Origin of the sequence: Micromonospora sp. NPDC048169, from assembly GCF_040652815.1 — a bacterium.
Classification (GTDB): Bacteria; Actinomycetota; Actinomycetes; order Mycobacteriales; family Micromonosporaceae; genus Micromonospora.
The window spans coordinates 135,688-161,119 of sequence record NZ_JBEZMS010000005.1; the positions used below are offsets into that span (position 1 = coordinate 135,688).

19 protein-coding genes are annotated in these 25,432 nt (G+C 73.6%); 16 read left to right on the forward strand and 3 right to left on the reverse strand.

The window, feature by feature from the left end:
- Positions 1–5: 5 nt before the first annotated feature.
- Together AB0D28_RS06825 and AB0D28_RS06830 are read right to left on the reverse strand one after the other, a co-directional pair.
- Entirely contained in the window at positions 6–1,199 is a 1,194-nt protein-coding gene (locus tag AB0D28_RS06825) for an endo-1,4-beta-xylanase (protein WP_357383026.1), read from the reverse strand.
- A gap of 215 nt (positions 1,200–1,414) precedes the next feature.
- Complete coding sequence (locus AB0D28_RS06830; protein ID WP_357383028.1) at positions 1,415–2,419, reverse strand: LacI family DNA-binding transcriptional regulator; 1,005 nt, start codon at positions 2,417–2,419, stop codon at positions 1,415–1,417.
- Positions 2,420–2,554: 135 nt separating this feature from the next.
- Here AB0D28_RS06830 and AB0D28_RS06835 point away from each other — a divergent pair, with 135 nt between their 5' ends.
- The 10 genes from AB0D28_RS06835 (at position 2,555) to AB0D28_RS06880 (ending at position 17,312) form a co-directional block, all read left to right on the forward strand.
- Positions 2,555–3,865, forward strand: coding sequence for an extracellular solute-binding protein (locus AB0D28_RS06835; RefSeq protein WP_357383030.1), 1,311 nt, complete (start codon positions 2,555–2,557; stop codon positions 3,863–3,865).
- Positions 3,862–4,860, forward strand: coding sequence for a sugar ABC transporter permease (locus AB0D28_RS06840; RefSeq protein ID WP_357383032.1), 999 nt, complete (start codon positions 3,862–3,864; stop codon positions 4,858–4,860). The genes AB0D28_RS06835 and AB0D28_RS06840 overlap by 4 nt, the downstream gene beginning before the upstream one ends.
- Positions 4,857–5,723 carry a carbohydrate ABC transporter permease gene (locus AB0D28_RS06845; protein WP_357383034.1) on the forward strand — a complete coding sequence of 289 codons (867 nt, stop codon included), beginning with the start codon at positions 4,857–4,859 and terminating at the stop codon, positions 5,721–5,723. Before AB0D28_RS06840 ends, AB0D28_RS06845 begins: the two co-directional genes overlap by 4 nt.
- A gap of 39 nt (positions 5,724–5,762) precedes the next feature.
- Complete coding sequence (locus tag AB0D28_RS06850; RefSeq protein ID WP_357383036.1) at positions 5,763–8,087, forward strand: glycoside hydrolase family 3 N-terminal domain-containing protein; 2,325 nt, start codon at positions 5,763–5,765, stop codon at positions 8,085–8,087.
- A gap of 206 nt (positions 8,088–8,293) precedes the next feature.
- Entirely contained in the window at positions 8,294–9,403 is a 1,110-nt protein-coding gene (locus AB0D28_RS06855; RefSeq protein WP_357383038.1) for a glycosyltransferase family 39 protein, read from the forward strand.
- 104 nt (positions 9,404–9,507) lie between these two features.
- Positions 9,508–11,376: a glycosyltransferase family 2 protein gene (locus tag AB0D28_RS06860; RefSeq protein WP_357383040.1), complete on the forward strand. Its 1,869-nt coding sequence runs from the start codon at positions 9,508–9,510 to the stop codon at positions 11,374–11,376.
- A complete protein-coding gene (locus tag AB0D28_RS06865; protein WP_357383042.1) occupies positions 11,370–12,524 on the forward strand; it encodes a glycosyl hydrolase in 1,155 nt (384 codons plus the stop codon). Before AB0D28_RS06860 ends, AB0D28_RS06865 begins: the two co-directional genes overlap by 7 nt.
- A 55-nt stretch (positions 12,525–12,579) precedes the next feature.
- Entirely contained in the window at positions 12,580–13,461 is an 882-nt protein-coding gene (locus tag AB0D28_RS06870) for a YwqG family protein (RefSeq protein ID WP_357383044.1), read from the forward strand.
- A 149-nt stretch (positions 13,462–13,610) separates the two neighbouring features.
- Positions 13,611–14,501, forward strand: a complete 891-nt coding sequence (locus AB0D28_RS06875) for an alpha/beta hydrolase (protein ID WP_357383046.1) — start codon at positions 13,611–13,613, stop codon at positions 14,499–14,501.
- Between the two features lie 93 nt (positions 14,502–14,594).
- Complete coding sequence (locus tag AB0D28_RS06880; RefSeq protein WP_357383048.1) at positions 14,595–17,312, forward strand: LuxR family transcriptional regulator; 2,718 nt, start codon at positions 14,595–14,597, stop codon at positions 17,310–17,312.
- Between the two features lie 59 nt (positions 17,313–17,371).
- On the opposite strand, the gene AB0D28_RS06885 is transcribed toward AB0D28_RS06880, so the two are convergent.
- Complete coding sequence (locus tag AB0D28_RS06885; RefSeq protein ID WP_357383050.1) at positions 17,372–18,130, reverse strand: class I SAM-dependent methyltransferase; 759 nt, start codon at positions 18,128–18,130, stop codon at positions 17,372–17,374.
- A gap of 183 nt (positions 18,131–18,313) precedes the next feature.
- Between AB0D28_RS06885 and AB0D28_RS06890 the strand changes: the two genes are divergently transcribed.
- From AB0D28_RS06890 to AB0D28_RS06915, 6 genes are all read left to right on the forward strand, one after another.
- Positions 18,314–20,593: an FAD-dependent oxidoreductase gene (locus AB0D28_RS06890; RefSeq protein WP_357383052.1), complete on the forward strand. Its 2,280-nt coding sequence runs from the start codon at positions 18,314–18,316 to the stop codon at positions 20,591–20,593.
- Complete coding sequence (locus AB0D28_RS06895; RefSeq protein WP_357383054.1) at positions 20,590–20,910, forward strand: antibiotic biosynthesis monooxygenase family protein; 321 nt, start codon at positions 20,590–20,592, stop codon at positions 20,908–20,910. Before AB0D28_RS06890 ends, AB0D28_RS06895 begins: the two co-directional genes overlap by 4 nt.
- Entirely contained in the window at positions 20,907–22,133 is a 1,227-nt protein-coding gene (locus AB0D28_RS06900; RefSeq protein ID WP_357383056.1) for a cytochrome P450, read from the forward strand. The genes AB0D28_RS06895 and AB0D28_RS06900 overlap by 4 nt, the downstream gene beginning before the upstream one ends.
- Positions 22,134–22,186: 53 nt before the next feature.
- The gene (locus AB0D28_RS06905; protein ID WP_262011860.1) at positions 22,187–22,852 is read left to right on the forward strand and encodes a TcmI family type II polyketide cyclase; all 666 of its coding nucleotides are present in this window, start codon (positions 22,187–22,189) and stop codon (positions 22,850–22,852) included.
- 76 nt (positions 22,853–22,928) lie between these two features.
- On the forward strand, positions 22,929–23,312 hold the full coding sequence (locus AB0D28_RS06910; RefSeq protein ID WP_357383058.1) for a DUF1622 domain-containing protein: 384 nt from the start codon (positions 22,929–22,931) through the stop codon (positions 23,310–23,312).
- A gap of 55 nt (positions 23,313–23,367) precedes the next feature.
- Complete coding sequence (locus AB0D28_RS06915) at positions 23,368–25,425, forward strand: heavy metal translocating P-type ATPase (protein WP_357383060.1); 2,058 nt, start codon at positions 23,368–23,370, stop codon at positions 25,423–25,425.
- The last annotated feature ends 7 nt before the right edge of the window (positions 25,426–25,432 follow it).

Below are 25,432 nucleotides of genomic sequence, written 5' to 3' on the forward strand. Positions count from 1 at the left end.
GTCGCCTAGCGGCGCGGGTGCTGCGGGATGCGCGGCAGCACGTAGGGCGGACCCGAGAAGATCAGGTCGGCCTTCAGTTCGTGGTACGCGCGCTTCGGCTGGTAGTTCTCGTCGTACACGGTGGCCAGGCCCTCCGGCGGGTCGGAGAACGCGCCGGGCACCCAGGAGTGCTTGTCGGTGAATCCCCAGAGGGTGAACGACAGGCAGTGCCGCTCGGCCAGGCATGCCTGCATCAGCACGCTGAAGTTCGCCGCCGACGCCTGCAACCTCGGATTGATCTCGGCGGAGTCGCCCGCCTCCACCCCCTCGGTGATCTGGCTGCGCACGTCCACCTCGGTGAGGGCCGTGGCCAGCCCGAGCCCGGCGAACTTGCGCAGGGCCGCGGCCACCTGGAGCGTGCTGAAGTTGCCGTACTGGGTGCCCAGGTGGCCCTGTGCGCCCACGCCGTCGATCGGCACGCCCTTGGCCCGCAGGTCACGGGCCATGTCGTAGACGAACTGCGTCTTGTCGTCGGCCGGGTTCCCGGAGCCGAACGCCTCGATGTTGTAGTCGTTGTAGAACAGCAGCGCCTTCGGGTCGGCGGCGCGGGCCCAGCGGAACGCGTCGGCGATGTAGCCGGGGCCGAGGTTCTGCGCCCAGAACCCCTTGTAGTGCAGGGTGGACGGGGTGTCCCAGGGGTCGCTGACCGCCTCGTTCACCACGTCCCACTGCCAGATCTTGCCCTTGAAGTGGGTGACCACGGCGGTGATGTGGTCGCGCAGGATCTGGCGCAGCTCGGCCTTGCTGATCGAACCGTCCGCGACGCCGCTGGTCAGCCACGCGGGCAACTGGTTGTGCCAGACCAGCACGTGGCCCCGGACCCGCTGGTTGTTCTTGCGGGCGAACTCGACCAGTTCGTCGGCCGGACCCCAGTTGTAGGTGCCCCGGGTGGGTTCGAGGCTCTCCCACTTCATCACGTTCTCGGCGGTGACTGTGGAGAACTCGGACGCGGCCAGCTCGCGGTAGCGCGGCTCGGCGGCGTTGTTGAGGGTGTCCATGTCCACTGCGGTGCCCACGTACAGGCCGTGGCGCTTGGCCAGGTCACGCAGGCTCTGCGCGGTCGGATCGTACGGTCGTCCGGCTGTCGCGGGTACGACGTTGAGGGCGGTGGCGGTCGCGACGGCGACGGTGCCGGCGGCGAGCCAGCGTCTCAGCTTCATGTCGTTCCTCTCGGGAGGGTGCGCGCGGCCGGGGCCGGCGGTGACGGTGCCGGGGACGCCGCGCCGTGGAACGGATCGGCGGGCGCCCGGGTGGACGAAGCGGCTTCCGAAACTTCCGGTCTTCCTTCCGGAAGTAGCCCGAAACATTACGGACGCCGATAGCCGTCCGTCAATCACCTGGGCCCTGCGGGTGAGGCGGAGGGTGCGGTGGCGGGTCAGCGCAGCGGGCGGCAGGAGGCCCGGATGACCAGCTCGGTCGGGAGCTGGATGTGGGTGTCCCGCTCGACGCCGGCGATGAGGTCGATCAGCAGGCGCAGCGACTCGGCGCCCATGCGTTGCAGCGGCTGCCGGATCGTGGTGAGGGGCGGGTCGACAAGTGCCGACTCCGGGATGTTGTCGAAGCCGATGACCGACAGGTCGTCCGGCACGCGCAGGCCGAGGCCGCCGGCGACGTCCAGTGTGGAGATGGCCGAGAGGTCGTTGCCGGCGAAGATCGCGGTCGGCCGGTCGGGGAGGGCGAGCAGCTCGGCGGCGGTGCTGGCGGCGGTCTCGGTGCGGAACCCGCCCACTCGCACGAGCCGCTCGTCGACCGGCACGCCCGCGTCGGTCATCGCCTTGCGGAACCCGGCCTCCCGCAGCCGGGCCGACTCCAGGTCGGGCCGGCCGCTGATGTGCGCGATCCGCCGGTGCCCCAGAGACAGCAGGTAGTCGGTGGCCAGCATCGCGCCGGCGAAGTTGTCGGAGTCGACGGTGGGCAGGCCGGACGGGCCGGTGTGCGGGTCGACTGCCACCACGTGGAAGCCGTGCTTGGTCTCGACCACCGTCGGCGTCACGATCACCGCGCCGTCGATCAGCGTGCCGGAGAGCCGGGCCAGCGAGCGCCGCTCCCATCCGATCGCCGCGCCCTCGCCGTCCCCGCTGGAGTAGGCGAGCAGTTGGTACCCGCTGCCGGCGACCTCCCGGGACGCGCCCTTGAGCAGCTCGGTGGAGAACGGCTCGAACTCGGCGACCAGGATGCCCAGCACGTTCGTGCGGTGGCTGCGCAGGCTCTGCGCGCCCAGGCTGGCCTCGTACCCCAGCTCGTGGATGACCTGCTGGACGCGTTCGACGGTGGCCTGCGCGACGCCGTACCGCCCATTGACAACCTTGGATACGGTTGCCACCGAGACACCGGCCGTACGTGCCACGTCCGACATCTTGACGCGCTCCTGGAACACCACGCCGACGATGATAGAGGGCCCTTCCCGGTCTATCGAAGACGATGTCGAAAACGTTATCGATACCGATTGACTTCACGTTACGGCCCTGTAAAACTCCCCGGCAGGTAACCCGACTGAGTGGTCGAGGAGACATCTATGGCGATGAAGCGCCGTGCTGGTGCCGTCCTGGCACTGTTTGTGACAAGCGCTCTGCTGGCCTCCGCGTGCAGTGGTGGTGGCGAGGACGAGAAGGCCGCCGAGAGCGAGCTGTACAAGAACCCGGTGACACTGACCTGGTGGCACAACGCCTCGCAGGACGGCCCCGGCAAGACCTACTGGGAGAAGGTCGCCAAGGACTTCTCCGCGGCCCACCCGACCGTCAAGATCGAGATCGAGGCGATCGAGACGAACCAGCTCCAGCGCACCCGGCTCCCCGCCGCGCTGCTGAGCAACGACCCGCCGGACATCTTCCAGGCCTGGGGCGGCGGCGAGATGCGCGAGCAGGTCGAGGCCGACTACCTCAAGGACATCACCGACCAGGTGAAGAGCGAGGTCGCCGAGATCGGCAACGCCGCGCAGATCTGGCAGGTGGACGGCAAGCAGTACGGCCTGCCGTACCGGATGGGCGTCGAGGGCATCTGGTACAACAAGGACATGTTCGCGAGGGCGGGCATCACGGCGCCGCCGACCAGCATGGACGAGCTGAACACCGCGGTCACCAAGCTCAAGGCCATCAACGTCATCCCGATCGCGCTCGGCGCGGGCGACAAGTGGCCGGCCGCGCACTGGTGGTACAACTTCGCGCTGCGGGCCTGCTCGGTCGACACGCTGAAGAAGGCCACCAAGGACCGCGTCTTCGACGACCAGTGCTTCGTCAAGGCCGGCCAGGACCTCAAGGCCTTCATCGACACCAAGCCGTTCCAGAACAACTTCATCGCCACGCCGGGTCAGAACGACCCGACCAGCGCCAACGGCCTGCTCGCCAACGGCAAGGCGGCGATGGAGCTGATGGGTGACTGGAACCGCGGCACGCTGGACACCGTGGCCACCGACAAGGAGGCCCTGGGCAAGTTCCTCGGCTGGTTCCCGATGCCGGCGATCGCCGGTTCCGCCGGTGACCCGAAGGCGGCACTCGGCGGCGGTGACGGGTTCGCCTGCTCCAAGAACGCCCCGGCCGAGTGCGTCGAGTTCCTCAAGTACATCCTCAGCCCCGAGGTGCAGAAGGGCTACGCCGCCACCGGCACCTCCCTGCCCGTGGTCAAGGGCGCCGCCGACAGCGTGACCGATCCGGCGCTGAAGTCGATCCTCCAGGCCACCGCCGACGCCACCTACGTCCAGCTCTGGCTGGACACGGCGTTCGGCAGCACCGTCGGCACCGCGATGAACGACGCGGTCGTCGCGATCTTCGCCGGCAACGGGACACCTGAGAAGGTGGTCTCGGCCATGAAGGCGGCCGCAAGCAAGTGACGTCCGCATCGCAGACCCGTACGCCCGCCGTCGGCGCGCAAGCGCCGCCGGCGGGCCTCCGGCCCGGCGCACGGGCCGCCTCCCGCCGCGCCGAGACCCGTCGCAAGTGGTACGAGATCATCGGGCTGACCACACCCGCGATCGTCATCTACGTGATGTTCGTGCTGGTGCCGATGGGCTTCGCGTTCTACTACAGCCTGTTCCGCTGGCGGGGGGTCGGCCCGCCGACCGAGTACGTCGGCTTCCGCAACTACACGCTCGCCTTCCAGGATCCGATCTTCCTCGACGCGCTGCGCAACAACGCGATCATCGTGTTCGGGTCGCTGCTCATCCAGGGGCCCGTGGCGCTGGGCATCGCCCTGCTGCTCAACCGCCGCTTCCGCGGGCGCTCGGTCTTCCGCCTGCTGGTGTTCGTGCCGTACGTGCTGGCCGAGGTCACCGTCGGCATCATGTGGAAGCTGATCCTGACCGAGAACGGCACGCTCGACGCGCTGCTGCAGTCGATCGGGATGGGCGGCCTGGTGCAGGCGTGGCTGGCCGACCTGGACGTGGTGATCTGGACCCTGCTGTTCGTCCTCACCTGGAAGTACGTCGGCTTCGCCATCATCCTGCTGCTCGCCGGCCTGTCGAACGTGCCGCAGGAACTCAACGAGGCGGCGGAGATCGACGGCGCGAGCTGGTGGCAGATCCAGCGGCACGTCACGCTGCCGCTGCTCGGCCCCACCATCCGGATCTGGATGTTCCTGTCGATGATCGGCTCGTTGCAGGTCTTCGACATGATCTGGGTGACCTCAGTGCCCGCGGTGCGCTCCCTCGGCGCCTCGGCCACCATGGCCACGTACATGGTGGACAACGGCTTCTTCGCCCGGCTCTGGGGCTACGGCAACGCGGTCGCCGTGATCCTGTTCGTCATCTCGTTCGTCGCGGCGCTGCTGTTCCAGCGTTTCCTGCTCCGCCGGGACATCGAGGGCGCCATCACCCGGAAGGGGAAGTGACAGTGGCCGTGAACTCCGTACCCGCCCCCTCGGCCGGGCGCCGGCCGGTGCAGTGGAGCACGCCGCTGACGTACGCGCTGGCGCTCGCGGTCGCGGCCGTGTCGATCGCACCCGTCGTGTACGTCATCGTCGGCGGCTTCCGGACCACGCCGCAGATCGTGAACGACCCGGCCGGCCTGCCGGACCCGTGGGTCTTCGACAACTACTACCGGGTGCTGACGCAGAGCGGCTTCTGGAAGCAGGCGTTCAACAGCGCTGTGGTGGCGCTGGGCACCACGCTCGGTGTGGTGGTGCTCGGCATGGCCGCCGCGTTCGTACTCGCCCGGTACACGTTCCGGGGCCGCGAAGGGCTCTACACCTTCTTCACCCTCGGCCTGCTGTTCCCGGCCGGCGCGGCGATCCTGCCGCTGTACCTCATGCTGCGCGACCTCAACCTGATCAACTCCTACTACGCGGTGATCCTTCCGCAGGTGGCCTTCTCGTTGCCGCTGACGATCGTCATCCTGCGGCCGTTCCTGTCGGCCATCCCGCGGGAGCTGGAGGACGCGGCCGCCATCGACGGCGCCGGCCGGCTCGGCTTCCTCTGGCGGATCGTGCTGCCGCTGTCGCGGCCCGCGGTCGTCACCGTCGGCATCCTCGCGTTCGTGGCGAGCTGGAACGCGTTCCTGCTGCCGCTGCTCGTCCTCGGGGACGTCAACCTGCACACCCTGCCGCTGGGGGTGCAGAACTTCTCCAGCCAGTACACCACCGACACCGCGGGCGTCCTCGCCTTCACCTCGCTGGCGATGTTGCCGGCGCTGCTGTTCTTCACCCTCGCGGAGAAGCAGATCGTGGGCGGCCTCCAGGGCGCGGTCAAGGGCTGAGCGGCAGCGGTACCAGCACAACCAGTGGAAAGGCACACCATGACAGAGGTCCATGCGGTGGTGGACGGGCCGGCGCCGGCTCAGGCGGTTCCGGACCACGACCGGCCGGACGGGCACGACGCCGAGACGCGCGTACGGGAACTGCTCGCTCGCATGACGATCGAGGAGAAGATCGCGCAGCTCGTCGGGTTCTGGGAGAAGGAGGACGGCGAGGCGGTCGCGCCCCTGCAGGGCGAGTTCGCCGACACCGGCCGGCTCGACGACTTCTCCCGGCACGGGCTGGGTCACCTCACCCGCCCCTACGGCACCCGCCCGGTCGACGCCGCGGCCCGCGCGGCCTGGCTGTGGAAGTTCCAGCGGGACCTGGTGACCGGCACCCGGCTGGGCATCCCGGCGATCGTGCACGAGGAGTGCCTGACCGGCCTGTCGGCGTGGAAGGCGGCCACCTTCCCGACGCCGCTGGCCTGGGGTGCCGCGTTCGACCCGGACCTGGTCGCCGAGATGGCGTCGGCGATCGGGGCCTCGATGCGCGCGCTCGGCATCCACCAGGGCCTGTCCCCGGTGCTGGACGTGATCCGGGATCCGCGGTGGGGCCGGGTCGACGAGTGCATCGCCGAGGACCCCTACCTCGTCGGCACCATCGGCACCTCGTACGTGCGGGGACTCCAGTCGCAGGGCGTGCTCGCCACGCTGAAGCACTTCGCCGGCTACTCCGCCTCACGGGCCGGGCGCAACTTCGGCCCGGTGCACGCCGGCCCCCGGGAACTCGCCGACGTGCTGCTGCCGCCGTTCGAGATGGCGATCCGGGACGGCGACGCGCGCAGCGTCATGCACTCGTACGCGGAGGTCGACGGCGTGCCGGTCGCCGCCGATCCGACGATGCTCACCGACCTGCTGCGGGACCGGTGGGGCTTCGACGGGACGGTGGTGGCCGACTACTACGGCGTCGCGTTCCTCAACCTGCTGCACCACGTCGCGGCCGACAACGCCGAGGCCGCGGTGCAGGCGCTGAGCGCGGGCGTCGACATCGAGCTGCCCACCGGCGACGCCTACCTGACCCTGACCGAGACGGTGCGGGCCGGCAAGCTGGACGAGGCGCTGGTCGACCGGGCGGTGCTGCGCGTGCTGCGGCAGAAGCAGGAACTCGGGCTGCTCGACGCGACGTTCGACGACGAGCCGCCGGGCGCGATCGACCTCGACTCGCCGGAGCACCGGGCGATCGCGCGTCGGCTCGCCGAGGAGTCCGTCGTCCTGGTCGCCAACGAGGGGGTGCTCCCGCTGCCGGCGGGCCGCCGGGTGGCGGTCGTCGGCCCGAACGCCGACCGGCAGGGCGCGTTGTTCGGCTGCTACTCGTTCCTCAACCACGTGCTGGCCCACCACCCGGGCGTGGAGACCGGCTTCGAGGTGCCGACCGTGCTGGAGGCGGTCCGCGCCGAGCTGGGCGCCGACCGGGTCACCTTCGCGGCCGGCTGCGAGGTGGACTCGGCGGACCGGTCCGGGTTCGACGAGGCGGTCGCCGCCGCGTCCGCCGCCGACGTGGCGGTCCTCGTGGTCGGCGACCACGCCAGCCTCTTCGGCCGGGGCACCGTGGGCGAGGGGTGCGACCGGGACGACCTGGAGCTGCCCGGTGTGCAGCGCCAGCTGGTCGAGGCGGTGCTGGACACCGGAACGCCCGTCGTGCTGGTGCTGCTCACCGGCCGCCCGTACGCGCTGGGCTGGGCGCTGACCCGGTGCGCGGCGGTGGTGCAGACGTTCTTCCCCGGCGAGGAGGGCGCCGGCGCGATCGCGGGCGTGCTCTCCGGGCGGGTCAACCCGTCCGGCCGGCTGCCGGTCAGCCTGCCCGGCTCGGCCGGCGCGCAGCCGTACTCGTACCTGCACCCCGAGCTGGGGGAGGGCATGAACGGCACCAACCTGCCGGCGACGCCGGTGGCGCCGTTCGGCCACGGGCTGTCCTACACCACGTTCGCGTACGCCGACCTGACCGTGCCGGCCGAGGTGCCGACCGACGGGGAACTGCGGGTGTCGGTGCGCGTGACGAACACCGGCCCGGTCGCCGGTGACGACGTGGTGCAGCTCTACGGCCGCGACCTGGTCGCCTCGGTGACCCGGCCGGTGGCGCAGCTGCTCGGCTACCGGCGGGTGCGCCTGGAGCCGGGCGCCTCGGTCACCGTCGAGCTGACCGTGCCCACCACGCGGCTGGCGCTCACCGACCGCGCGCTCAGCCGCGTGGTCGAGCCCGGGGAGGTGGACGTCTGGGTCGGCACGAGCGCCAGGCGCGACGCTCAGGCGCGGACGACGCTGACCGGCGAGACCGCCGCGATCACCGCCGACTCGCCCCGCTGGACGACCACCGCTCTCCGCTGAGCCGGGCCCGCCGGTCGTCCACGGGGCGGCCGGTGGGCTCTTTCAGCTCATATTGGCGTTATGTCGTTTTCGACTCAGTAGGCTCCAGGATGTCACCCAGCCCGTGAGCCGGGACGTCCGGCGCCGCCCGCCATCCGCGGGCCGCGTCCCGCCGTCCGGCCGGCTGGGCCCCGGTCGCCGGCACCCACAGGGATGCGTGAGTCACGATGATGGACGCGGACACCATGGTCCTGCCCCGGCTCGGGGACGCCCCGGTCGAGGACCCGTGGGGCGAGGACCGGCCGCGCCGGGCCACCCCCCGGTCCGCCACCGCCGCGCAGGCGTGGTGGCGCATCGCGGCGTGGCTGGTGCCGGCGGCGCTGATGGGCGCGCTCGGCGCCGTCCGGATCACCGCGTCGGGACCGAGCGCCGGAGAACTGGTCACCCGGAGCGCGGTCACGTCGCCCCGGCCGGGCGTCGGCGCCGCGCTGACCGGTGACGATGTCGCACTCGCGCCGTACCACCTGCTCATGCGCGGCTGGGCGGAGCTGGCCGGAGTGGCGGACCTCGCGCTGCGCGTACCGTCGCTGCTGGCCATGGCCGGCGCCGCGGCGCTCGTCGGCGCGCTCGCCGCCCGGATCGCCACCCCCGCCGCCGGCCGGCCGGCCGGGGTGTTCTTCGCGGTGCTGCCGACCTCGATCCGGTACGCGCGGGAGGCGCAGCCGTACGCTCTGGCGGTCCTCGCCGCCGTGCTCGCCACCTGGCTGCTGCTGCCCGCGCTCGACCGGCCGCGCCCGCGGCGGCTGGTGCCCTACGCGGGCGCGGTGCTGCTGCTGGGCCTGTGCCAGCCGGTGGCGCTGCTGCTGCTCGCCGGGCACGGCTGGGTGGTGCTGGCGTTCCGCCGTCGTGCCGCCGTCCGCTGGCTGGCCGCCGTGGCCGCCGGGCTGCTCCCGGTCGCCGCGCTGCTCGCCGTCGGCCTGCGCGCCGGCGGGCACCTGGCGTCCGGCGTGCGACCCGGTGCCGCCGTGCTGGCGGCCACGCCCGGGGATCTGTTCGGCGTCGCCGCGCTCGGTGGCGTGCTGGCCGGGCTGGCCCTGTTCAGTCTGCCGTTGCGGTACGCGGCGGCGGCCTGCACCGCCTGGGCGCTGGTGCCGGCGCTCGGCCTGCTGGCGCTGGCGCAGGTCGTGCCGGTCTGGTCGGCGGTGAACCTGCTGTTCACGGTGCCGGCCTGGGCGGTGCTCGCCGGTGTCGCCCTGTCCCGGGCGCGGGCCGCCGGCACCCTCGCCGTGCCGGCGCTCGTCGCGCTGCTCGCGGTGGCGGCGCAGCTCCCGTCGTGACTGTCGACGAACGGGCGATGTCTGCCTGATTCGCCTCTTTTGCGGTTGATTGTCGGGTTAGCGTTCGGTCGGCTCCTGAGCCGGATGCAGACCATGGGGGAAACGTGGCCGTCGCCGCCGATACACGCCCGTCCCGCGCCACGACGGCCGGGACGCCGGGCGCCCGCCCGACCGCGCCCGCCCTGCCCGGGGCGCCCGCCGACCCGGACCGCCGGCAGCGCAACGTCGACGCTCGCGTGGCGTACGCGCGCTGCGGCGCCACCGCCGGGCCGCTGCGCCCGCCCCGCCGCCCCGACGCGGCGGTCGAGTTCCGCCCCACCGCCTCGGTAGCCGCGCGGCTGGTGCTGACCGTGCTGGTGCTTGTCAACAGCGCCGCCGGCCTGATCTTCGTCGGTTGGCTGCTGCTGCCCCGGCACGTGCCCGGCCCGGGCGTCGTCGGGCTCGGCGGCTGGCAGACGGCCGCCGCCCGGCTCGCGTTCTGCGTCGTCGTCGGCATCGAGCTGATCCGCCTCGCGCAGAACGTGGTGGTCTGGGTGTTCGCCTTCCACGCCCGGGACCCGGTGCCGGTCGACCCGCCGGTCGGCCTGCGGGTCGCCCTGCTCACCACGATCGTGCCGAGCAAGGAGCCGATCGAGGTCGCCGAGCGGACGCTGCGCCGGCTCCGGGAGATCGTCTACTGCGGGCACGTCGACGTGTGGATCCTCGACGAGGGCGACGACCCGGCGGTCCGGGCGATGGCCGCGCGGCTGGGCGTACGCCACTTCACCCGCAAGGGCCGGCCCGAGTACAACCGGCCCGGCGGCGAGTTCCGGGCCCGGACCAAGTCCGGCAACCACAACGCCTGGCGGGCCGAGCACGAGCACCGCTACGACGTCGTCGCGAACGTCGACCCCGACCACGTGCCACTGCCGAACTTCCTGGAACGCACGCTCGGCTACTTCCGCGACCCGGACGTCGCGTTCGTGGTGACCCCCCAGGTGTACGGCAACATGCACCAGAACTTCGTCGCCCACGGCGCCTCCGTGCAGCAGTACCTCTACAACGGGCTGATCGCCCGGGGCGGCAACGGCCTGGACGCGCCGCTGCTGACCGGCACCGGGCACCTCTACCGCCCGGCGGCCTGGCGGACCGTCGGCGGCTACCAGGACTCGATCATCGAGGACCACCTCACCAGCATCCGCGTGCACGCCGCCGTCAACCCGGCCACCGGCAACCGGTGGAAGGGCGTCTACACCCCGGACGTGGTGGCGCTCGGCGAGGGACCGACCTCCTGGGCGGACTACTTCAACCAGCAGAAGCGCTGGGCGGCCGGGATCTGCGAGATCCTGCTCCGGCGCGAGATGCGCACGCCGCGCGACCTGCCGTCGCGCCGCCGCTGGCAGTACCGGCTGCTCCAGTTCTACTACCCGAGCGTGGCGGTGAGCCTGCTGCTCGGCAACGCCGCCACCGCGCTCTACCTGCTCACCGGCGTCGACGCGGGCCGGCTCGACCCGCAGGTCTGGGCGACGCTGTGGGGTTCCACCATCGGCACCTGGTTCCTGCTCTGGCTGTGGCTGCGCCGCTTCAACATCGCCCCGCACGAGCGGGAGGAGGTGGGCATGGCCGGCATGGCGCTCGCACTGTTCGCTGGACCGGTCTACGTGGCCGCCGCGGTGGGCGCCCTGCTGCGCCGCAAGCTCGGCTTCGTGGTCACCGCCAAGGGCGCGCTGCGCACAGTGGAGTCGGCGCGCACGTTCCGGCTGCACCTGTGCTGGGCGCTCGCCGCCGCCGGACTGCTCGCGGCGAGCTTCGCGCTGGGTCACGACTACCCGCTGCTGCGGGTCTGGCCGGCGCTGACGCTGCTGACCGGGCTCGCCCCACCCCTGATCTCCTGGGCGGAGAGTATGCGGGCCCGCCGGGTCCGGGCCGCCGACGTGGCCCGGGAACCCCAGGTGGTGCCCCGGACCGTGGCCGAGGGTGGTGTGCCGTGCTGAGGCCGACGCTGCCCCGGGTGGGCCTGGCGCTGGGCGGGTTGCTGCTGCTCGCGTACGCCTTCGTGGTGGCGCCCGGCGCCTGGCGCGACCCGGGCACGGACGTCGCGGCGCGACGGCCCGCCCCGGCGACGCCGCAGGCCAGCACCGATGTGCCGGCGGCGGTCGTGCCGAGCCCGCGCGGCGGCCCGTTCCCCCCGGCCGGGCAGGCGTTCTTCGGGGTGATGACCGACAAGGGACCGTACGACTTCGCGCCGGTGGACCGGTTCGCCGAGGCGGCCGGGCGGTCGCCGCAGGTGATGCTCTTCGGCGCGGACTGGGCGTCGGCCGCGTTCGACCGCAGCCTGTTCGACCGGATCGCCGAGCGGGGCATGATGCCGATGCTCGGCTGGGAACCGTGGGACCACACGGTCGACCGGGCGGCCCGTCGTACCGCCCTGACCGACAGGCAGATCGACCGGCTCCGCGCCACCCAGCCGGACTACCGGCTGGCCCGCGTCGCGCGCGGCGACTTCGACGCGTACCTGCGCTCCTGGGCCGACGGCGTCCGGTCGCTGGGCTATCCGGTGGCGATCCGCTTCGCGCACGAGATGAACGGTGACTGGTACCCCTGGTGCGAGCGGGCCAACGGCAACCGCCCCGGCGACTACGTCCGGGCCTGGCGGCACGTGCACGACGTCTTCGCCGAGGCCGGCGCCACGAACGTCACCTGGGTGTGGAGCCCGAACGCCCGCTGGGACAAGACCACAGCGGGGCTCACCGGCCTCTACCCGGGCGACGGGTACGTCGACTGGGTCGGTGTCACCGGCTACTACGGCAGCGGCGCGTTCACCAAGACGTACTGGTCGTTCGACCAGATCTTCGGCCCGACGATCGCCGAGATCCGCAAGGTCACCGGCAAGCCGCTCGTGGTCACCGAGACCGGCGCCGCCGACGCGGCCGGGCACAAGGCCCGGTGGATCCGGGACACGTTCCGCGCCCTGCCCCGCTATCCGAACCTGATCGGGCTGATCTGGTTCGAGGTGGACAAGGAGAAGGACTGGCGCATCGCCGGCTCGCCGGCGGCGGCGACCGCGTTCGCCGAGGCGGTGGCCGGCCGGCGCTACGACGTGACCTGGTCACCTGCGGCGCGGCCGCGCGCCGGGCCCTGATTCCGCCCGCGCCGGGCACACTCCATGTCGGACGGTGCGGCTACTCTCCTCGATCATGAACGAGAGAGATCAATTCCGGCGGGCGGCGATCGAGCGGGGTGTGCCCGAGGACGAGGTGGCCCGCTTCGCGGAGCTGATCCGGTTCCAGATCCACGCCTGCCAGCGCGAGGAGGGTGTGCACGTCGGGCGGCGGGGCGGGCGGCCGCGGCTGCCGGTGGGCATGCCGTGGCCCACGTGCTCGGAGGGTTTCCCGTTGCCGTTCCTGCTCCGGCTCGACTGCGCGGCGCTGCCCCGGGTTCCCGACCTCGCCCTGCCGGCCGACGGCACGCTGCTGTTCTTCCTCGACCAGGAGAGCGCACTGGACGCCTGCGGCACCGAGCCCGAGCAGGAGTTCGCGCGGGTCGTGTACGTTCCGGCCGGTGCCGAGACGGTGGACGGTGAGTACGTCGTGCCCGCCGACACCGAGATGGAACCGTTCCTCGCCCCCGAGCACGAGATGTACGCGGGGCTCCAGGCGGAGCTGCCGGACTGGCTCGACCGTTCGGAGGAGTGGCTGTGTGACACCCAGATCCAGCTCCTGCGCGACATGCCGCACCGCAAGGAGATGAAAGCGCTGGTCGAGCAGCTCTGGCCCGAGCGGAACTGGTGGCTGGCGGAGGACGTCTTCGTCGGCGGCTACACCATCTCGGCGCAGGACCCGCCCGAGTCGATCATGATGGACCCGGAGCGGGTTCAGCAGGCGAGGTCTCTGCCCCGCGCGGAGCGGATGGTGGCCCGGTACGAGGAACAGCAGCGGGTGATGCGCGAATGGGTGCCGCTGGCCCAGTTCGGCGTGCCGGACGAGGAGTACGTCAACGCGCGGTTCCTGATCCGCCACGAGGACCTCGCCGCCCGGCGGTTCGACAGGGTGCTGTCCTTCTGCGAGTTCACCGAGTGACAGCCGGAGCGGGCAGTCGTCCGCCGTGCGTGTCACGGCCGGGTCACCGTCCGGTGCCGGGGGACCGGTGATTTCGCCGATGCGCGCGGGTCGACAGGGCGCGGATGCTGACGCATGTCGATGTAATTCCGGCGCAAGGAGTGACCGACGTGCCCACCACCATCCGTTCCCGTACCCCCGTCCGTGCCCTCGCCCGTCTCGCCGTGGCGGCACTGCTCGCCACCGGCGGCGCCCTCGCCGTGCCGGCCGCGGCGAGCGCCGCCAGCCCCTACGAGCGCGGCCCGGCGCCCACTAACGCCATCCTGGAGGCCAGCCGCGGCCCGTTCGCCACCTCGTCGACAAACGTCTCCTCGCTGAGCGTGACCGGCTTCGGCGGCGGCGTCATCTACTACCCGACCAGCACCGCCGAGGGCACCTTCGGCGCGGTCGCCATCTCGCCCGGCTACACCGCCTCCTGGTCGAGCCTGAGCTGGCTCGGGCCACGGATCGCCTCGCACGGCTTCGTGGTGATCGGCATCGAGACCATCACCCGGCTGGACCAGCCGGACAGCCGGGGACGCCAGCTCCTGGCCGCGCTGGACTACCTGACCCAGCGCAGCTCGGTGCGCGGCCGGATCGACACCTCCCGGCTCGCCGTGGCCGGGCACTCGATGGGTGGCGGCGGCAGCCTGGAGGCCGCGGCGGCCCGGCCGTCGTTGCAGGCCGCCGTCCCGCTCGCACCGTGGAACCTGGACAAGACCTGGTCCGACGTACGGGTGCCGACGCTCATCATCGGCGGCGAGACCGACAGTGTGGCGCCGGTGGCGACCCACTCGATCCCGTTCTACAACAGCATCCCGTCCTCCTCCGAGAAGGCGTACCTGGAGCTGGACGGCGCGAGCCACTTCTTCCCGCAGACGGTGAACACGCCGACGGCGAAGCAGATGGTGGCCTGGCTGAAGCGGTTCGTCGACGACGACACCCGCTACGAGCAGTTCCTCTGCCCCGGCCCGAGCGGGTCGGCGATCGAGGAGTACCGCAACACCTGCCCCAGCGCCTGAGCCCGTCCGCTCCCGGGGTGGTCGCCACGGCGACCACCCCGGGAGCGTGTCCGCCTCTTTTCCGGCGGGTTGCCCATCTGTGACACTGCATGAATGGTTTCTGCATCGACAGTGCATATAGCCTTGTGGGGGCGGGACGACGAGTGCGACGCGATCCGCCGGCTCCTCGACCGCGACGACGGCGGCGCGCTGCTGTTCCACGGGCCGCCCGGCTCCGGGCGCAGCTCCCTGCTGGCGTACGCCCGCAGGTCGGCGGGGGAGCGCGCCGTGCTCACCGGCACCGGCCTGGCCGACGAGGCGACACTGCCCTACGCCGGGCTGCACCGCCTGCTCGACCCGGTGCTGGACGCGGACGCGGCCCTACCGGCGCGGCAGCGCCGGCTGCTGCGCCGCGCGCTCGGCGGCGACGGGTGCCCGGCCGAGCAGCGACTGGCCCTTGCCGCGGCGGTGCGTTCCCTGCTCGCCGCGGTGGCAGCGGACCGGCCGCTGCTGTGCACTGTGGACGACCTCGACACCGGGGATCCGCAGAGCGCCTGGACGCTCGCCGTGGTGGCTCGCCGGCTGCGCCGGCTGCCGGTGGCGCTGCTGCTGACCGCGACCGCCCCGGCCACCGTCGACGGCGTACCGGCCCACCGGCTGCGTCCGCTGGACGCCGGCGAGTGCCGGGCGATGCTCGCCGGGCTCCGGGACCGCCCGCCCGCGCCGGTGGCCGCCGCGCTGGCCGCGCTCAGCCGGGGCAGCCCGGCCGCGCTCGCCGACCTGGCCGGCGCGCTCACCCCGGCCCAGTGGCGGGGCGAGGCGCCGCTGCCCGGCACCCCGCCGGTGGACGGCGCGCTCGCCGCCTCGTACCGGGCCCGTCTGGACCGGCTGCCGGTCCCGACCCGGCGGATGGTGTTGCTGGCCGCGCTCGACCCCGGCGACGACCCGGGCACGCTGGTCCGGGCCGCGTGGGCGGCCGGCCTGACCGTCGAGGCGCTCGCCCCCGCCGAAGCCGCCGGCCTGCTGCGGACCGGGCCCGGCGGGGTCACGTTCCCGCACCCGCTCGCCCGCACGATGATCACCGCCGTGGCGCCGCTCGCCGACCTGCGCGCGGCCCAGCTGCTGCTGGCCGGCACGCTCGCCGAGGGCCCGCTGGGCCGGGCGCTGCGCCACGCCACCGCCGCCGACTGCCCGTCCGACGTGCTCGCCGCCGAGCTGGCCTCGGCTGTCGACGAGGTACCGGACCGGGCCGCCGCCGCGATCGTGCTGCGCCGCGCCGCCGAGCTGAACCCCGACCCCGGGCGCGCCGCCGAGCTGACGATCGCGGCGGCGCGCTGCGCCTGGACCGCGGGCGACCCGGACCACGCCCGGGGACTGCTGCGGGGCCTGACCGCCGGGCCGGGGGCCGGCGGCCGGGCCGACCTGGTGCGCGGCGACATGCAACTGCGCTGCGACGCGCCCGCCGCCGCGGTCGCCACGCTGCTGGCCGCCGCCGACGCGGTCGCGCCGGCCGACCGGCGGGCAGCGCTGCTGGCGCTGGTCCGGGCCGGCGAGGCCATCTGCGTCACCGGCGACCAGTACCGGTATGCCGAGGTGGCCCGCCGGGCCGAGGCCCTGCGGCGGCCCGGCGACCCGCCCGGCCTCGACCTGCTGGCCACGTTCGCCTCAGGCGTCGGGGCGACGCTGCGCGGCGACCACGCGCGCGGCGGCCCGGCGCTGCGCCGCGTGGTCGTCCTCGGCGGCCGGCTGACCGGGCCCGCGCTCACCCCCGGCGCGCTGGTCTGCGCCGCCGCGGCGGCCCTGCTTGTCGCGGTGGACGCGCCCGCGCACCGGCTCGCCGGCCGCGCGGTGGAGCTGGCCCGCTCGCGCGGCGAGCTGTCCCTGCTGCCCCGGGCGCTGGAGCTGCGGGCGGTCGCGGAGTACTGGCTGGGCCGGCACGAGGCCGCGGCGCAGACCGCCCGCGAGGGCGTGCGCGCGGCCCGCGCCACCGGTCAGCACGTGTGTGCCCAGGTGCACCTCGGCATCCTCGCCGTGCTGGCGGCGGTACGCGCCGACCGGGACGCCGCGCTGGCCCGGATCGCCGAGATCGGGGACGGGGCCGCCCCGGGGAGCCGGCCGGACGCGTACGCCAGGTGGGCCCTCGGCGTGCTGGACCTGATCGACGGCCGGTACGCCGACGCGGCGGCCCGGCTGTCCGCGCTGGCCCGCACCGGCACCGGCCGGGGTCAGGTGCTGGTCCAGGTGATGGCCACGCCGTACCTGGTGGAGGCCGCCGCGCACGACGGCGGGCGACCGGCCGCCGCGCTGGCGGTGTTCGACCACTGGGCCAGCAGTACGGCGAGCCCGTCGCGGCGGGCGCTGGCCGCGCGCTGCCGGGCGCTGCTCGCACCGCGCGGCGGCCCGGAGGCCGAGCGGGAGTTCCACGCGGCGTTGCGGCTGCACCCGGCCGACACCGACCCGTTCGAGCGCGCCCGCACCGAGCTGCTGTTCGGCCGCGAGCTGCGCCGGCGGCGCCGCCCCCGGGACGCCCGGGCGCACCTGCACCGGGCCCGGGAGGCGTTCACCCTGCTCGGCGCCACCGTCTGGGCCGACCGGGCGGGCGAGGAACTGCGCGCGGCGGGGGAGTCGGTCGGGCCGGTCCGGCGCGGCCCGGAGCAGTTGCTGACCGGGCAGCAGCTGCACATCGCCCGGCTGGTCGCGGAAGGAGCGACCAACCGGGAGATCGCCACCCGGATGTGCCTGTCCACCCGGACCGTCGACCACCACCTGCGCAACGTCTTCCACCGGCTGGGCGTGCGCTCCCGTACCGAGCTGGCCCGCCTGCTGGCCTGACCGCACGCCGCCGTCGGGCACCCGCGTGGCGCCGGGCCGGGCCCCGCGACCCGCCGGGCTCAGCGCAGCGCGGCCACCGCCGCGTCCGCGCCGCCGCGCCAGAGCACGCCGGCCTCGGCGAACCCGGCCGCGCGCAACGCGTCCAGGTGCCACGCCGCCGGCGGGCTCCACTCCGGGCTGTGCCCGGTCGGGTAGATCTGCCGCCGCTTCTCCACCAGCGGCCCGAGCAGCGGGTCGCCGGCCGCCTGCGCCCACCAGTCCGGCCAGGACAGCGCAGCGCCGGCCCGGTGCCGGGCGTCTCGTCGTGCCTTCGCGCGAGCGCCGATAAGGGCGGTGAGCGCCGGCATCGTGTCGTCGGGCATGTGGTCGGCGTTGACGAACACGCCGCCGGGCCGCAGCACGTCGCGGATCTCGCGGTACAGCTCCGCCAGGCGCGGACCGTCGAGCCAGTGCAGGGCGGTGGCGGTGAGCACGGCGTCGTAGTCCCGGTGCGGCAGCGCGGCGGCCCAGTCGGACCGGTTGAGGTCGGCGGTCACCACGGTGGCCCGGCCGGCCAGCGCCGCTTCGGCGAGGGTGAGCAGCACCGGGTCGAGGTCGAGCACCGTCACCTCGGCGTCGGGCCGGCGGGCCAGCGTCCGCAGGCTGATCGACCCGGTGCCGCCGGCCAGGTCGAGCACCCGGGGCGGCCGGTCACCGGCGACCGCCTCGACGGCGTCGAGCATCGCGTCGAAGCGGTGCTCCCGGTCCGGCATGAACGTCTCCTGCTGCCGGTCCCAGCTCTCCTGCCAGGCGCGTACGTCCAGATCGTAAGGAGTCATGCCGCTGACGATAGTTACCGCAGGGGATCCCTGTCGAGGCTTGTTGCCAAACTTTTGCAATAAGCCGTGACCGTCCCGGCGGCGTCACCGGGACCGGACCCGGGGCGGGGCGACGGTGACGAGCGGGTGACGCGCGCTGCGGCAGGGTCGCGGCACGACGACGGCACCGTCCGAGGGGGCTGCATGATCAGAACGATGCTCCGGCTGCGCGCGCGCCCCGGCTGCGAGCCCGCGGTCGGACCGGCGTTCGAGACGGTCGCCGGGCAGCTCGGCGCGCTGGCCGGCAACCTGCGGCACGAGCTGCTGCGCGACGCCCTCGACCCGCGCGGCTTCGTCGTCGTCACCGAGTGGACCGACGAGGTGGCGCTGCGCGCGTACCGGCGGGGGCCGGTGGCCGCCCGCCTGGCCGGCCTGCTCCGGCCGTTGACCGAGCCGGACGGCGACCCCGGGTATCCGCTGATGCGGGAGACCGGGGACGGCGACGGCCCGGTCTACGTGGACGTCGAACTGACCGTGCCGCTCGGCCGGCTCGCCGAGTTCCACAAGGGCTACCCCGAGGTGGTCCGGCGGATGGCCGCGATACCCGGCTACCGCCGTGAGCAGTTGCTGCGCGAGCCCGGCTCCGACATCCACCACATCTTCGCCGAGTGGGACGGCGCCGCGCCGTTCCTCGCCTGGATCGGTGACCCGGCCCACGCCTCCGCGCAGGCCGGGCCGATCGCACCGTTCCTTCTCGACATCCGGCGCCGGCTGTTCCACGTCGTGCCTGACGCGGACGGCCGCCGACACCCCACCACGGGCTGGGAGGCCGACGTGCACAGGACAACAGACGTACTCGTCGTCGGGGCGGGACCCACCGGGCTGACCGCCGCCGTCGAACTGGCCCGGCGGGGCATCGACTGCCTGGTGATCGACAAACAGCTCACCCCGCCCGGCCACGCGGACAAGGCGATCGGCGTGCACTGCCGCACCATGGAGATCTGGGAGGAGCAGGGCGTCGTCCGGGAGGCGATGGACGCCGGCATCTGGCTCACCGGAAACATGGTCTTCGTCAACGGCACGCAGACCCACCGGATGAGCTGGGAGCTGCCCGGCCTGCCGTACGCCCACCTCGGCCTGCCGCAGTACGAGACCGAGCGGATCCTCACCGACCGGCTGGCCACGCTCGGCGTCCGTCCGCGGCGCGGCGCCGAACTGATCGACTTCACCCAGGACGCCGACGGCGTGACCGCCACCGTCCGCACCGCCGACGGCGCCACCGAGACGGTACGCGCGGCGTACCTGGTCGGTGCCGACGGCGCGCACAGCCGGGTACGGGAACGGCTCGGGCTCACCTTCACCGGCGGGCTGGGCCGGTTCCCGCAACTGTTCATGCTGGTGGACGTCGACGTGGACTGGGAGATGCCGGACGGGCACCTGCTGCGGTTCCTGCACATGACCGACGGGCAGATGGACGGGATGCTCGTCTGCGTGCCGCTGCGCGGCGAGCACCGCTACCGCATCGCCACCCTGGCCCCGCCCCGGTTCTTCGCCCAGACCGGCGGGCGCGACGCCCCGCCCGGCTTCAGCGAGGAACTCGACGAGCCGACCATCGACGACGTGCAGGCCGCGCTGGACCGCCTCGCGCCGCCCGGCACCCGGGCGACCAACCTGCGCTGGTCGTCGGTGTTCCGGATCAGCCACGGCATCGTCGACCGCTACCGCGACGGCCGCGTGTTCGTCGCCGGGGACGCCGCCCACCTGCACCCGCCGGCCGGTGGCCAGGGCATGAACACCGGCATCCAGGACACCTGGAACCTGGCCTGGAAGCTGGCGCTGGCGGTACGCGGGCTCGCCGCGCCCGGCCTGCTGGACAGCTACGAGACTGAGCGCCGCCCCGAGGGCGAGGAGATCGTCGGCCGGGCGGTACGGATGGCCGGCACCGAGGAGGTGGACCGCGCCGACCTGGAACGGCAGTTCCTCCAGGAGATGTCCATGCTGCTCAGCTACACCGGCAGCCCGCTGGTCGGGGAGACCGTCGCCGACCCGGCCGCGCTCGGCGACGCGCCCCGGCCCGGTGACATCGCGCCCGACGTGGACGGGCTGCGACGGCGCGGGGTGGGCCACCCGCTGCGGCTGCGCGACCTGACCCGGGGCACCGGCCACACGCTGCTGCTCTACGCCGACCGCACGGCCGACGCGGGGGAGCTGGCCGCGTTCACCGGCCTGTGCGCCGACGCGCGCCGGCTCGCCGGCGGGCAACTCGACGCGTACCTGCTGCTCGACCCGGAGGCGGACGAGCCGCGACTGCTCGACCCGCCCGTGGTGCGGGACGCCGAGCGCCGCTTCCGTGCCGCGTACGGGCTGGACGGCACCGGCCTGTACCTGATCCGCCCGGACGGGCACGTCGGGTTCCGGGGCGCCCCGGTCGACCCGGACGCGCTGCGCAAGCACCTGCACCTGGTGTTCGGGAGCGCGAGGTGAGCCGGGTCCGGACGGTGCTGTCGATGCGGACCCGGGAGGGCTGCGAGGAGCGCTTCGAGGCCGAGTGGCTCACCGCCGCCGAAGAGATCCGCACGCTCGACGGCTGCCTGCACCAGGACCTGGTCCGCGACGCCGACGACCCGCGCAGCTATCTGATCATCAGCGACTGGGCGGACCGGGATCGGCTCGACGCGTTCGGCCGCAGCGCGCACCGGGACCGGCTGCTCAGCATCATCCGCGAGTTGCGCGAGTCCGCCGACCGGCACACCTACCAGGTGCTGCACAGCGTGGCCGGCGAGATGGGGGAGAGGCGATGACCGACGACGTGGTGCCGGCGGGCGAGCTGTACACCGACGCGTTCGCGGCCGACCCGTACCCCGCGCTGGCCCGGCTGCGCGCGGACCGGCCGGTCTGCCCGGTCGGCTCGCCGCGCTTCGACTCCTGGCTGATCACCCGCTTCGACGACGCCCGCACCGCGCTGACCGACCCGCGCCTGTCCAAGGACCTGTACGGCCCGGGGCAGCACTACCTGAAGATCTTCGGCCCGACCTCCGAGGGCCTGAACCGCAACATGCTCAACTCCGACCCGCCCGAGCACACCCGGCTGCGCCGGGTGGTGTCGCAGGCGTTCGCGCCCCGGCGGATCGAGGCGCTGCGCCCCCGGGTGGCGTCGATCGTCGAGCAGCTCATCGACAAGATGGCGCCGCACGGTGAGGCGGACCTGATGCACGAGTTCGCCATCCCGCTGCCGATGACTGTCATCTGCGAACTGCTCGGGGTGCCGCCGGCCGACCACGACCGGGTGCTCGACTGGACCCAGGTCATCCGCACCTCCGGCTCCAGCAGCCGGCCGCCGGCCCAGGAGCGCGCGGCGGTGCAGGAGGCCCAGCTACGGCTGCACCACTACCTGGCCGGGCTGGTCCGGGCCAAGCGCGACGACCCGGCCGACGACATCATCGCCGCGCTCATCAAGGCGGTCGACCAGGACGGGACGCTGTCCGAGGCGGAACTCGTCACCACCACGTTCCTGCTGCTGTTCGCCGGGCACCAGACCACCGCCGACTTCCTGGGCAACGCCGTGCTGGCGCTGCTCACCCACCCCGAGCAGATGGAACTGCTGCGCGACTCGCCGCGCCTGCTGCCCGCGGCGATCGAGGAACTGCTGCGCTTCGACGGGCCGCTGCCGGTGGCCAGCCCGCGCATCGCCACCGAGGACGTCGACTACCAGGGCGTACGCATCCCGCGCGGCGCGATCGTCGGGGTGGCGATAAACGCGGCCAACCACGACCCGGCGCACTTCGCCGACCCGGACCGGCTGGACCTGCGCCGGGTCCGGGGCCCGCACCTCGGGTTCGGGCACGGCGTCCACTACTGCCTCGGTGTCTCGCTGGCCCGGATGGAGGCCGAACTCGCGCTCGGGGCGCTGCTGCGGCGGCTGCCCGGACTGCGTCTCGGCGTACCGCTCGCCGAGGTGCGCCGGCTCCCGGCCGCCTCGCCGTTCCGCGGCCTGCTGGAACTGCCCGTCACCTTCACCGCCTGACGGCGCCGCCGTCTCGCGCCGCCGCCCCCGTCGCAATCATTCAAGGAGCAGTCATGGTCTTCCGCAACGTGATCGTCTGTCACATGGTCCCCGGCAGCGAGCAGATCGTCGGCGGCGTGTTCGGCCACTACGATCAGGCCACCCGGCCGCAGGATCTGGGCGTCATCGGCCGGTACCTGCTGTCGCACCACGACCTCTACCTCCACGTGATCGAGCGGGAGCAGGACCCGCGGATCTCCGGGCAGACCCGTGGCCTGCCCGCTTTTCAGAAGATCGCCGAGGAGATCGGCCCGTACGTCACCCCGTACCCGCGCTACTGGAAGAACCCGTCGGACTCGGTCGCGAAGGAGTTCTACCACTGGGCGCCCGAGGGGGAGCCGCCCGCCGACACCACGCTCACCGTGATCGTCGGGCGGATCAAGCCCGGCGCCGAACCGGACGTGGCACGGGTCTTCGGCGAGTCCGACGCCGGGTCGCTCCCGGCCGACCTCGGTGTCACCGGGCGCTGGCTCTACTCGATCGACGACGTCTACGTGCACCTGCTCGAACAGGAGTCGTCGGCGGCCGAGGCGACCCGGGACCAGCACGGCGACAAGCCCGCCTTCGGCAAGGTGATGCAGGACCTGGGCCCGTACATCGAGCCGTACCGGCCGGAGAAGTGGCAGGGCCCGCAGGACTCCGTGGCCACCGTCTTCTACCGCTGGCAGGCCCAGGACTGAGTGCTCCCGTCGCCCGGGAGCGCGGAAACGCCGCCCCCGCGACCGGCCGTACGCCAGGCTGGTGCGGGGGTGCCGGGTGCCGACGAAGGAGATCGTCCAGCACGTCGGGGCGCTGCTGGACCTGGCCGGGGTGCTCGTCATCGCGGTCGGCGTCGCGGTCGCCACGGCGGTGTTCGCGGCGCGCTGTGCCCGGACCCGGGCGGTGGTGGCGCACTACCGGGCGTACCGGCAGGGCGTCGGCCGGGCCATCCTGCTCGGCCTGGAGTTCCTGGTCGGCGGCGACATCATCCGTACGGTCGCGGTGTCGCCCACGTTCACCAGCGTCGGCGTGCTGGCGCTGATCGTGCTGGTCCGCACGTTCCTCAGCTTCTCGCTGGAGGTGGAGCTGGACGGCCGCTGGCCCTGGCAGGGCCGGACGCCCACCGACCGGCCGAGCGTCGGCGCCCACCCGCAGCGCTGACCGGCCGCCGCCGCTTACCCCCGGGGGGTATGATGGTCGGCGGAGGTGACGCCCGATGGAGCACGGACCCGGTCACGACACCGGCCACCACGGCGACCACGCCGGCGGTCACGGCGCGCACGCCGGGCACGACCCGGCGCAGTTCCGCCGCCGGTTCTGGCTGAGCCTGGCGCTGACCGTGCCGATCGTCGCCACCAGCCACATGGTGATGGACTGGTTCGGCTACTCACTCGACTTCCCCGGCGTGCGCTGGGTCGGCCCGGTGCTCGGCACCGTGGTGTTCGCCTACGGCGGCTGGCCGTTCCTCACCGGCGGGCTGCGTGAGCTGCGCGAACGTGCCCCCGGCATGATGCTGCTGATCTCGATGGCGATCGTCGTCGCGTACCTCGCCTCGGCCGCCACCAGCCTCGGCCTGTTCGACCTGGACTTCTGGTGGGAGCTGGCCGCGCTGGTCACGATCATGCTGCTCGGCCACTGGCAGGAGATGCGGGCGGTCGGGCAGGCGCGCGGCGCTCTCGGTGCCCTCGCCGCGCTACTGCCCGACGACGCCGAGCGCCTGGACGACGCCGGGCGGCCGCATCCGGTGCCGGTCGGCGAGCTGCGGGTGGGAGACCTGGTGCTGGTGCGCCCCGGCGGGCGGGTGCCGGCCGACGGGCGGATCGTCGAGGGCGCCGCCGAACTGGACGAGTCGATGATCACCGGGGAGTCGCGGCCGGTCGCCCGCGCCGCCGGGGACCGGGTGGTCGCCGGCACCGTCGCCACCGACTCCACCCTCCGGGTACGCGTCGAGGCAGTAGGCGCGGACACCGCGCTGGCCGGCATCGGGCGGCTCGTCGCCGAGGCGCAGGCCTCCGGCGGGCGCGCGCAGGTGCTCGCCGACCGGTTCGCCGCGCTGCTGTTCTACCTGGCGGCGTTCGCCGGCCTGGCCACGTTCGCGGTCTGGGCGCTGCTCGGCGACCCCGACCAGGCGGTGGTACGCACCGTGACGGTGCTGGTGATCGCCTGCCCGCACGCGCTCGGCCTGGCGATCCCGCTGGTGGTGGCGCTGTCCACAGCGTTGTCGGCCCGCGCCGGCATCCTGGTCAAGGACCGGCTCGCGCTGGAGCGGATGCGCACCGTCGACACGGTCCTGTTCGACAAGACCGGCACGCTCACCACCGGCCGGCACACGGTGACCGGGGTGGCCACCACCGGCGGGCTGGACGAGAACGTCGCCCTGGGCCTGGCCGGCGCGGTGGAGGCCGACAGCGAGCACCCGCTGGCCCGGGCGCTGGTCGCCGCCGCCGACGCCCGAGGCGCCCGTCCCGCCGCGCGCGGCTTCCGGGCGCTGACCGGCCGGGGCGTGCGCGCCACGGTGGACGGCGTGGACTGGGCGGTCGGCGGGCCGGCGCTGCTGCGCGAGCTCGACGCCCCGGTGCCGGACGACCTGGCCCGGGCCGCGCGGGAGTGGTCGGGCCGGGGCGCCGCGGTGCTGCACCTGATCCGGCTGCCCGAGGGCGGCCCGCCCGAGGTGACCGCCGCGTTCGGGCTGGAGGACCAGGTGCGCCCGGAGGCGCGGGCCGCCGTGGCCGAGCTGCGCGACCTCGGCGTGCGCAAGATCGTGATGATCACCGGCGACGCGCGCCCGGTCGCCGAGGCGGTCGCCGCCGACCTCGGGTTCCGGCCCGGTGTCGACGAGGTCTTCGCCGAGGTGCTTCCCGCCGACAAGGACAAGGCGGTGGCCGAACTGCGCGAGCGCGGGCTGACGGTGGCGATGGTCGGCGACGGCGTGAACGACGCGCCGGCGCTCGCTCGCGCCGACGTCGGGCTGGCCATCGGCGCGGGCACCGACGTGGCGATCGAGTCCGCCGGGGTGGTGCTGGCCGGCTCCGACCCGCGCGGCGTGGGCGGCGTGATCCGGCTGTCCCGCGCCTCGTACCGGAAGATGCGGCAGAACCTGGCCTGGGCGGCCGGCTACAACGTGGTGGCGATCCCGCTCGCCGCCGGGGTCCTCGCGTGGGCGGGGATCGCGCTCAGCCCGGCGCTGGGCGCGGTGCTGATGTCCGCCTCCACCATCGTGGTCGCGCTCAACGCCCAACTGCTGCGCCGGGTCCGGATCACGCCGTCCGACTGAGCCGCAG